This window comes from Herbidospora yilanensis (assembly GCF_001570565.1).
Taxonomy (GTDB): domain Bacteria; phylum Actinomycetota; class Actinomycetes; order Streptosporangiales; family Streptosporangiaceae; genus Herbidospora; species Herbidospora yilanensis.
In genome coordinates, this window is record NZ_BBXE01000019.1 from 277,779 (window position 1) to 287,745 (window position 9,967).

At 72.0% G+C, this 9,967-nt stretch carries 10 protein-coding genes; 5 read left to right on the top strand and 5 right to left on the bottom strand.

What is annotated here, in order from left to right:
- The first annotated feature begins 36 nt into the window (after positions 1-36).
- The 3 genes from purB to AW273_RS14005 are packed head-to-tail and all read left to right on the top strand — an operon-like array spanning position 37 to position 3,427.
- Positions 37-1,461, top strand: a complete 1,425-nt coding sequence (purB, locus tag AW273_RS13995) for an adenylosuccinate lyase (RefSeq protein ID WP_062348715.1) — start codon at positions 37-39, stop codon at positions 1,459-1,461.
- Complete coding sequence (locus tag AW273_RS14000; protein WP_062348716.1) at positions 1,458-2,345, top strand: GNAT family N-acetyltransferase; 888 nt, start codon at positions 1,458-1,460, stop codon at positions 2,343-2,345. The genes purB and AW273_RS14000 overlap by 4 nt, the downstream gene beginning before the upstream one ends.
- 41 nt (positions 2,346-2,386) lie before the next feature.
- Positions 2,387-3,427, top strand: a complete 1,041-nt coding sequence (locus AW273_RS14005) for a DUF4037 domain-containing protein (RefSeq protein WP_062348717.1) — start codon at positions 2,387-2,389, stop codon at positions 3,425-3,427.
- A 39-nt stretch (positions 3,428-3,466) separates the two neighbouring features.
- Here the strand turns inward: AW273_RS14005 and AW273_RS14010 are convergent, their stop codons facing one another.
- The 3 genes from AW273_RS14010 to AW273_RS14020 all read right to left on the bottom strand — a co-directional run bounded on the left by AW273_RS14010 (position 3,467) and on the right by AW273_RS14020 (position 6,182).
- Positions 3,467-4,189 (bottom strand): HAD family hydrolase, encoded by a 723-nt coding sequence (locus AW273_RS14010; protein WP_063909956.1) that lies wholly within the window; start codon positions 4,187-4,189, stop codon positions 3,467-3,469.
- Between the two features lie 128 nt (positions 4,190-4,317).
- Positions 4,318-5,079 (bottom strand): MerR family transcriptional regulator, encoded by a 762-nt coding sequence (locus tag AW273_RS14015; RefSeq protein ID WP_062348719.1) that lies wholly within the window; start codon positions 5,077-5,079, stop codon positions 4,318-4,320.
- An 86-nt stretch (positions 5,080-5,165) separates the two neighbouring features.
- The gene (locus AW273_RS14020) at positions 5,166-6,182 is read right to left on the bottom strand and encodes a tyrosine-type recombinase/integrase (RefSeq protein WP_062348752.1); all 1,017 of its coding nucleotides are present in this window, start codon (positions 6,180-6,182) and stop codon (positions 5,166-5,168) included.
- 58 nt (positions 6,183-6,240) lie between these two features.
- Between AW273_RS14020 and AW273_RS14025 the strand changes: the two genes are divergently transcribed.
- Entirely contained in the window at positions 6,241-6,726 is a 486-nt protein-coding gene (locus AW273_RS14025) for a cupin domain-containing protein (protein ID WP_062348720.1), read from the top strand.
- Positions 6,727-6,826: 100 nt separating this feature from the next.
- Entirely contained in the window at positions 6,827-7,936 is a 1,110-nt protein-coding gene (locus AW273_RS14030) for a beta propeller repeat protein (RefSeq protein ID WP_062348721.1), read from the top strand.
- Positions 7,937-8,215: 279 nt separating this feature from the next.
- On the opposite strand, the gene AW273_RS14035 is transcribed toward AW273_RS14030, so the two are convergent.
- Together AW273_RS14035 and AW273_RS14040 are read right to left on the bottom strand one after the other, a co-directional pair.
- Positions 8,216-8,665, bottom strand: a complete 450-nt coding sequence (locus tag AW273_RS14035; RefSeq protein WP_062348722.1) for a hypothetical protein — start codon at positions 8,663-8,665, stop codon at positions 8,216-8,218.
- Between the two features lie 706 nt (positions 8,666-9,371).
- Positions 9,372-9,755, bottom strand: a complete 384-nt coding sequence (locus AW273_RS14040; protein WP_062348723.1) for a DUF3224 domain-containing protein — start codon at positions 9,753-9,755, stop codon at positions 9,372-9,374.
- Between the last annotated feature and the right edge of the window lie 212 nt (positions 9,756-9,967).

Consider the following 9,967-nt stretch of genomic DNA (forward strand, 5'->3'; position numbering starts at 1 on the left):
ATGCGGGGATGCGCGGCTTGGATAAGCTCGGGGAACGTGACCGACAAGCCGCGCATCCCCAACGTCCTGGCCACCCGCTACGCCTCGCCCGCCCTGGCCCGCCTGTGGTCTCCCGACCACAAGGTGGTCTTGGAGCGGCGCCTGTGGGTGGCCGTGCTCAAGGCCCAGGCCGACCTGGGGATCCCGGTCCCCGCCGAGGTGATCACCGCCTACGAGAAGGCGGCCGACACCGTCGACCTGCCCTCGATCGCCGCGCGCGAACGCGTCACCCGCCACGACGTGAAGGCCCGCATCGAGGAGTTCAACGCGCTGGCCGGGCACGAACACGTCCACAAGGGCATGACCAGCCGTGACCTGACCGAGAACGTCGAGCAGCTCCAGGTCCGCGACAGTCTCCTGCTGGTCCGCGACCGCGTCGTCGCGCTGCTGGCCCGGCTGGCCCGGCTGGCGGGGGAGTACACCGCGACCGTCATGGCCGGCCGCTCCCACAACGTCGCCGCCCAGGCCACCACCCTCGGCAAACGCTTCGCCACCGCCGCCGACGAACTCCTCGTCGCCTACGAGCGGCTCGACGAGCTGATCGCCCGCTACCCGCTGCGCGGCGTCAAGGGCCCGGTCGGCACCTCCCAGGACATGCTCGACCTGCTGGGCGCCGACCGGCTGGCCGACCTGGAGAACCGCGTCGCCGCCCACCTCGGCTTCACCCGCGCCCTCACCAGCGTCGGCCAGGTCTACCCGCGCTCCCTCGACTACGACGTGCTGACCACCCTGGTCCAGCTCGCCGCCGCGCCGTCCTCGCTGGCCAAGACGATCCGGCTGATGGCCGGCCACGAACTGGTCACCGAAGGGTTCCAGGAGGGCCAGGTCGGTTCCTCGGCGATGCCGCACAAGATGAACACCCGCTCCTGCGAGCGCGTCAACGGCCTGACCGTCGTCCTGCGCGGCTACGCCTCCATGGCCGGCGAACTGGCCGGCGACCAGTGGAACGAAGGCGACGTGTCCTGCTCGGTCGTCCGCCGCGTCGCCCTGCCCGACGCGTTCTTCGCCTTCGACGGCCTGATCGAGACGATGCTGACCGTCCTGGACGAGTTCGGCGCCTTCCCCGCCGTCATCGAGGCCGAACTCGACCGCTACCTGCCCTTCCTCGGCACCACCAAGATGCTCATGGCGGCCGTCAAGGCCGGGCTGGGCCGCGAGGCCGGCCACGAGCTCATCAAGGAACACGCCGTCGCCGCCGCGCTGGCGATGCGCCAGGACGGCGGCGGCAACACCCTGCTCGACCGGCTGGCCGCCGACCCGCGTTTCCCGCTGTCCCGCGCCGACCTCGACGCGCTGCTGGCCGACCGGGTGTCGTTCACCGGCGCCGCCGCCGACCAGGTCGCCGCCGTCATCGCCCGGGTGGGGGAGATCACCACCCGCCACCCGCGGGCCGCCCAGTACACCCCCGGCGCCATTCTGTGATCGAACTGCGTCACGCCGGGCAGGTCGCCGCCGCCTGCGGGGGCGACGACCTGCCCGTCTGGACGGCCCAGCGGCTGCCCGCCGGGGGAGCACGCGCCTGGGCGCACGGCGACGCCGTGGCGGTGGCCTGCCCGGCGGTGTCCAAGCACGACCGGCTGGCCGTCTTCGGCGCAGCCGGGGATCCGGCGCTGCCGGCGCTCGTGCGGCAGGTGTGGCGCGAGATGGGCACCGGCTACCGGCCCTTCGGCGACCGGGAGACGATCCACCGGCTGGCAGAGGCGATGCCGGCGGAACTGGGCCCGGCCGGGAACTTCACCTGGATGACCGTCGATCCCGGCACCGTCCGCCTCGACGCCCTCCGGCCGGACACTTCCCGGCCGGACACCGGACGGCTGGAGAGGGGACCTGCCTCGGCCTCCACACCTGAGGCGGGACACCCGGCAGGGGAGAAGCCGGCCGGAGGCCGGGCGGCCCCCGCCCTGCTGGTGAAGCCCGACGTCGCCTGGCTCGACCCCGGCGCCGAAGCTGAGGTCGCCGCGGTGCTGGCCGTGGCCAACCCCGACGCCTACGCCCGCCCCGGCATGCCCGGCGTCACCCGCTGGGCCGGCATCCGCGACGACGCCGGACGGCTGATCGCCGTCGGAGCCGACGCCTGGTCGGCGCCCTCCGTCGGGTTCGTCGGCGGCGTCGCCACCCTCCCCGAGGCGCGGGGGAGCGGCCTGGCCGGCGCGATCTGCCGGTTCCTCACCGCCGCGCTCCTGCACCGGCACGGCCGCGTCTCCCTCATGGCCGACGACGTCAACACCGCCGCGCTGGCCGTCTACCGGCGGCTGGGCTACACGCGCCGGCCGGTGGCGGCGACCCGGGCCGTACCGGAGGCATAAAACCAGGTGAGCGGCGCGGCCCGACCATGCACAGTGAGGGAATGATGTCCGCGTTTGTCCCCGGCCTGGAGTTGTGCCGCGCCTACTACCACGACGTGCTGCGGCCCCTCCTCGACGACGGCCCCCACCCCGTCCCCCACAGCGCCGCGCTCATCGGCCCCGGGTCGGAGGTGCTCGGCTTCGACACCGCCCGCTCCGCCGACCACGACTGGGGCCCCCGCGCGATCGTCTTCGTCCCCGCCGGACGCGCCGAGGAGATCCGCGACCGCGTCTGGAAGCGGCTGCCCGCCGAATACGGCGGCTTCCCGACCGCGTTCGGCTCCGACGTCCACCCGGTCAAGCCCGGCGTCACCATCACCGAGTTCGCCCCCTGGGCCCGCCGGCAGCTCGGCTTCGACCCCCGCGACCCCATCGGCGTCGACGACTGGCTCGGCGTGCCGTGGCAGCGCCTGGCCGAGTTCACCGGCGGCGACGTCTTCCACGACGGCCTGGGCGACCTGTGCCCCGCCCGCCGCCGCCTGCGCTGGTACCCCGACGACGTGTGGCGCTACGTCCTGGCCTGCCAATGGACCCGCATCGCCCAGGAGGAGAGCTTCCCCGGCCGTGCCGGAGAGGTCGGCGACGACCTCGGGTCGGTCCTGGCCACCGGCCGCATCGCCCGCGACCTGATGCGCCTGACCCTGCTCATGCGCCGCCGCTACCCGCCCTACACCAAGTGGCTCGGCAGCGCCTTCAACCGCCTGTCCGGCTCGGCCGAACTCGGCGACGCCCTCACCGGCGCCCTGCGCGAAACCACCTGGCAGGGCCGCGAACGCCACCTGTCCACCGCCTACCGGCGGGTCGCCGCCCTCCACAACCGCCTGGCCCTCACCGCCCCCGTCGAACCCGGCACCCGCCCCTACCACGACCGGCCCTTCCAGGTCATCGGCGGCCACCGCTTCGCCCGCGCCCTCATGGACGCCGTCACCGACCCCGCCATCGCCCGCCTCGACCTCGTCGGCACCGTCGACCAGGTCGCCGACAACACCGGCGCCCTCACCCACCCCCGCCGAGCCCGCAACCTGGCGGCCGCGGCCCGCTGAACCGGCCCCGCCCTCAGACCAGGGCCTCAGACCAGGGCCTCAGACCAGGGCCGAGGGCCGCACCGAGGCCAGCTCCGGCAGCAGCGCCGGCAACTCCGCAAGAGTGCGGATCGTCGGCACGCCCGCCGGGGGAGGAGCCGACCCGTACCGGTCCAGCCACACCCCGTGCATGCCCGCCCGCGTCGGCCCGATCGCGTCCAGGTTCAGGTTGTCGCCCACCAGCACCACCTCACCCGGATCCAGGCCCAGCTTCGCCGCCGCCGCCGTGTACACCTCGGCCGACGGCTTGAAGTTGCCGCCCAGCGCGTCAGGCGTCAGCACCGGGTCGAGCCGGTCGAGCAGGCCCAGCCGCCGCAGTTTCGCCTCCTGCTGCACCGGCTGGCCGTTCGTCAAAACCCCCAGCGTCACCCCCGTGCCCGCCAGCCGCCCGATGAGCGGAGCGGCGTCGGGGAAGGCCGTCCACGCCCGCTCGTACAGGTCGAGGAACTCCGCGTACGCCCCGTCGAGGTTCACCGGCGCCGTCAGGCCCATCCGCCGGCAGTAGTCACGCAGCCGACGGCGCCGCTGCTCACCGAAGGAACACTCGCCCCGATGCCAGGCCGGCAGGTGGACGTCCTCCAGCCGCAACCACAGGCCCGGCCCCTCGGCCAGCAGCGGATGGAACGGAGACCGCCCGGCCGTCCACGCCGTCACCGCGTGCGCCACCGCCGCCCGATGATCGAACAGCGTCTCGTCCAGGTCGAAGAGAATGGCCCTGATCATGCCGCCCATCCTCCGGAACCCCTATTACAACGGCGTTTCCACGAAGTGAAAGGGGAAACCGGGCTTACCCACAGCCAGTCATGCCCATCATGACAAAGATCACGGGCTGGTGTGGGCGAAACGGTGAATCACCGGGCGGCCCCGGCATTTGCCGCGATCGAGTCACGCACGTACACCGCCAGCCCCTCGGCCACCCCCTCGTAATTACGGCCGAACCGCTCATCGGCCACATACATCTCCCCGAGGCCCACATGAATCTCATACGTGCACGGATAGAACCACCGGCTGATGTGCTCCCGATGCCGCTCGGCCACCGCCATCGCCTCGGGGGAGCCGGCCGGCACCCCCCGCTCGAACAGGACCCGCCAGGCCTCCACCACGGCCCCGGCCTCCGCCTTGATCCCCTCCCAGTCGGCCTTCGAGTACGACGACGTACGCCGGCGGCTCTCCGCCCACGCCGACGTGCCACCCCACCGGCTCTCCGCCTCCTCGGCGTGATCCTCCGGCCGGAACCCGCCGAACACCTCGTAACGCTCCTCCGGCGTCAACGACACACCCATCCTCGCCGCCTCCAACGCGGTCTCCACGGACACCACCAGCGCCTCCAGCCGGGCGATCCGCCGCCGCAGCAGCTCATGCTGACGCCGCAGATGCGTCGCGGCGTCCACCCCCGGATCATCGAGAATCGCGGTGATCTCCTCCAGGGGGAAACCCAGCTCCCGGTAGAACAGCACCCGCTGCAGCCGATCCAGATCCGGCTCCGAATACCGCCGGTAACCCGCGGCCGTGCGTTCACTCGGCGACAACAGGCCGATCTCGTCGTAATGGTGCAACGTCCGCACCGTCACACCCGCGAACGCCGCCACCTGACCCACCGAAAAACCCGCCACGCCTCCCCCTCCTTCCCTGACGCGACCCAGCCTGCGGCCTCCCGCAACGTGAGAGTCAACCCCTATACGGCCCTCTACCGCCCGCCCTAGACACCCGTATCGTGCACAAGCGGATGCGCCCGCATCGCCGCCTCCAGCTCACCCGGCAACTCATCCCGGTAACGGCCCAGCGTGCTCAGATCCCCATGCCCCAGCACCCGCCGCACCGCGTCCATGTCGGTCCCGCCCGCCAGCAGATGCGTCGCCGTCGTATGCCGCAACCCATGCGGCGTCACCGACCGCCGCCGCTCCGGATCGACCCGCGCCTGCACCCGGTCGATCACCCCCTGCACATCACCCCGCGCCAGCCGCCGCCCCCGCCACGACAACAACAACGCCTTGTCATCCCCCCGGCGCACCTCCAGATAGTCCGCCAGCGCCCGCGCCACCAGCCGGGGGAGCGGCACATCCCGCGTCCGGCCCCCCTTACCGAAGATCCGCCAGTAACGCTCACCGTCGTTGGTGTAGAAATCCTCCACATTCGCCCGCACCAGCTCCGACACCCGCGGCCCCACCATCGTCAGCAGCAGCACGATCAACGCGTCACGCACCTCCATGCGCTGATCCCGCCGCCCCCGCACCTCATCACCCGCGGGGGAGACCGCCGCCCCGACCAGCCCCTGCGCCTGCTCCCGCGTCAACGCCCGCCGCTCGGCCCGCAACCCGCCCCGCTCCCGCGCCACCACCGTCGCCGACGCCATCGGGTTCAGCTGCACCCACCCCGCCAGCGCCGCGTGCTTGAACAACGCCGACACCGACCGCCGGAACCGCGCCTGCGACGCCGCGCTCTGCAGCTCCCCGCCCCCGGCCGGCACCCGCCGCCGCTCATCGGGCTTGCGCGCGAACGCCAGCAGCACCGCGTCGACGTCGTCACCCGCCAGATCGTCGAGAACCTCCGACAACCGGCACACCCGCGTCAGCCGCACGAACGTCTGCACATCACGCGCGTACACCTCGGCGGTCGCCCGGGACAACCCGCCCGTCACGACCTTCGCACGGACCAGCTCCACATAACGATCCGCCGCCTCTTCCACCGACAACCGATTCAGCTCCGCCGGACGCATGACCCCAGACCCTAACCCCCGCCACCGACAATCCCAGCTCAGTGGCATGATCGATAACATGACATATCCGGAACCGCGCTACCTGGGGGACACCGGGGAGATCAACGCCACCTACCTCCCGCACGGCGCCCCGCCCGACATCACCTACCAGAACGGCGGAAGCTGCACCTACCTCGCCACCGGCGCCAGCACCGACGGCAAGTTCGGCCTCTACCGCTGGGACATGGGCGCCAAACCCAGCGGGCCCGCCCCGCACTTCCACCGCAGCCTCACCGAATCGTTCTTCATCCTCACCGGCACGGTCCGCATCTACAACGGCGAGCAGTGGATCACCACGGTGCCCGGCGACTTCGTCCACGTCCCCGAAGGCGGCGTCCACGGATTCCGCAACGAATCGGGCGAACCGGCCAGCCTCCTGCTGATCTTCTCACCGGGGGCGCCCCGCGAGGGCTACTTCGAGGGCATCGCCGAATGGGCCGCCTCCGGCCGCACCGACCAGGAGTTCTTCGTCCGCCACGACACCTTCTGGGTCGACGAGAGGTGACACCCGCGCCGGACCGTGCGACTGTCGATCACGGCAAAACCCGGGAAAGCGGCGCACCCATCGGAATAATCAGAGGTTTCCGGAGCAATGGGGGTAAATCGTGTGGCCGGTCGTGATGGCGGCGGTCCTGGTGGGCAGCACGGGCGTGGCCCCGGCCGCCGAGGCGTCGAGGTGGCGGCCCGCGCCGCTCCCGCCCAAGGCGGGCCACGACTCCTTCGCCCACGTGACGGCGAGCGGCGCGAAGGACATCTGGGCGGCGAGCGGCGCCAATAGCGTCCTGGTGTCCGGGTCCAACGCGGTGTCCAACGCGGTCCTGCTCGAACGCTTCGACGGCAGGCGCTGGCGGCCGATGCCCAGGCCGACCGGCGCGATCACCGCCCTGTCCGCCTCGTCGGCGGGCGACGTGTGGGCGCTCACCTCCGGCCGGTCCCACCGCTGGGACGGCAAGGGCTGGCGGGTCATGCGGTCCTTCTCCCCAACGGCCCACGTCCTGCTCGCCGCCGTCCCCGGCGGCGCCTGGGTGTCGGAACAGGGGAGACTGAGCCGGTACGACGGCACACACTGGCAGCCCGTCCCCCTTCCGGCCGATTTCGAACTCGGCGCGTTACGCATCCAGGGACGCGACGTCTGGGTGCTCGGCCGGTACAAATCCGGTAAGGCCATCTACGACACGATCGAGGGCGGCAGCCCCGCCGCGCTGCGCTGGACCGGCCGCGCACTGGCCCGGGTGCCCGTCACCGCGCCGGCGAACCTCCGCGCCCACCTCCAGATCGACGACGTCGTCACCGGCAAAGGCGGCGACCTGTGGCTCTCCGGCCACTCGGTCCTCGACGGCGACCGCCTGCCGGTCCTGCAGCGGCGCGGCTCCACGTGGACGACCCTGACCCCGCCCCGCACCCCACCGCCGGAGAACATCGAACCCGACGGGGCCGGAGGCGTCTGGTTCGACTACGGCCTCGACCAGCCGCTCTGGCGCAACCGCGCCGGGAAGTGGACGAAGGTCGCCGCCCCCAAGCCGCCCTCCGGCCGCCGCTGGGGCCTCTTCACGAACTTCGGGGCGGCCACCACGGCGCACATCCCGGGGACGACGCTCCTGGTGCGAGCGGGAGCGACGTCGGTTCCCGCGCCGGGGAACTCCTACGACCCGGAGACGAGCAGGAAGGCCCACGAGTCGGCCGACCGGGTGCTCATGACCGGCCCGCACTCGTGATTAGGGATCTCGGCCGGCGTCGGCGACCTTCAAGGGAAAGCACCTGGCGGGTGCCCTGCCTGGGTCGGCGTCGACCCAGGTGGAGAACCGAGTCATGGCCGCGGCCCGGCCGGCCGCCATGGTGATGCGGCACTGGCTCTCCTTCGCGGCCACGGCACCTCGACGGTGCCGGGCCGTCGTGCACGTGGATGACCCCAGCGGCCAAAAGAAGTACAAAGTTGATACCAAACAGAATTCACCTTCTGTCTGGTATAGCCATCTTTGCCCTATATGACGGTTTCAGATGAGGCCGACGAACGCCTCGGCCTGTTCCTGGTTCATGCCGGTCTCGCCCCGCACCAGGAAGATCGCCTGCTCGGTCCGCCCGGCCTCCTTGAGCTCGCGGACCCGGCCGGCGAGGTCGGGGCCGGTCTGCAGCGCCCGTTCGGTGCTGGTGGGGAGGTAGCGGCCCGCGATGATCGATTCGGTGACGAACTTGGCGTCGCGCAGCCCGAGGCCCGTTTCCTGCCGGACGAGTTTGATCGCCTCCAGGACCCGGCCTTCGGCGCCGAGTTCGCGGACGCGGTCGCGGATGGGTTCGGCGATCTGCGGGATGACGCCGGGCGCCCAGTAGGCGACTTGGGCGCGGGGTCGTCCGCCGGCGGCTCTGACGGCGAGCAGGACGATGCCGGCGATGACGCCGAGGAGGATCAGCAGGACCAGGAGTTCGGCGGGTCCGACGTTGCCCATGACGGTGATCTTACGACGGCTTTGCCTGCTCGATAATGAACATTATGTCAAGTTGGCTGGCGGGGGTGAAAGGTTCACCGTGCCGGGCGGCGCGCGCGGGCGCGGTTGTGCTGGTGGGTGCGGGTGCCGGCCCGGTCGTGAGCGGGTCTCGGAATTGACCGGTGCGGGCGGCGGGGTCGAACATCGCCGTTCGTCCGGCTTTCGGCGGGCATGACGTGTCGGCGGGATGGGTGGCGCCGGTGTTCGGGTGGTCGGTCGCGGCGGTGTCGACCACTTCTTGCCGGGGCCGCCGGTGGAGACGGCCGCGCGGGTTACGGCGGTGGCTCGCGCGTGGTCGTCCCCCGTCGCCTGCCGGTGCCGGGGCGTGGTGAGGGGCCCCTCTTTCCCGTCTGCCGGGAGGGGGCCCCTCTCCTTTTTCCCGTTACGGCTCCGCCTGGCCGGCGCCGGCCGCCGTCGTGGGCTGGGGCCGGGTGGGCGGCGGCCGGGCGTGCCGGGTCGCCGCCGCTACGGGTTCACGCTCCCGGCGTCGCGGCCATGGGTCCGCTCCCCTGCCTCGTCGGTGACGTCATCGGCGTCGGTGTGGGGCTCCTGGGCCGCCCGCGGGCTGCGCCCGAAACCGCGGACGTCCGGCCCGCACCACCCGCCTCCCCCGCTCGTGCTGAGGGCCGTTGCCGCCGGAGCCGCCGCGTCGACTACGCCGCGTCGACTACAGGGAGTAGTCGAGGGTGTAGTGGTGGCCGTCGTCGTTGATGATCTGGCCGGCGCCGGTGATGCCGGTGAGCTCGCCTGTCCCGGAGGTGGCGACGATCTCCCAGCGCATCCACGGGGTGCCGTCCGCTCCCCCGCCGGCGCTGTGGGCCAGGACGAAGGTTCCTTTGCGGCCGTTGAGGGTGCCGTCGACGTGTTCGAGGCCGGTGTAGGCGGCGGGGCCGTCGGGGGTGGCGACGGTGAGGATCTCGGTGGTGGAGGTTGCGGTCAGGTCGCCGGTGAAGTGTTTGGTGAGGCGGTGGCGGGCGATGGTGGCGCCGGGGTGCTCGTCGGTGGCGAGGGTGTCCCAGCTGGTGATGTCGAAGGTTCCGGTCGCGTGCATGGGTTGATGGTCGTGGTGATTGTTGTCAGGTTCTGTCAGGTTGCGGTCGTCGAGGGCGGGTGGGTGCTGGGTAGGGATGTCGGGGTCTGGGGTGGAGAGGGGTTGTCGTGGTGGTGCGGTTGCGGGTGTCGGCGGAGGCGGATGTGCCGGCGGAGCGGTTGTTCTCGGTGATGACGGACTGGCCGCGGCATCGGGAGTGGATGGTGCTGACC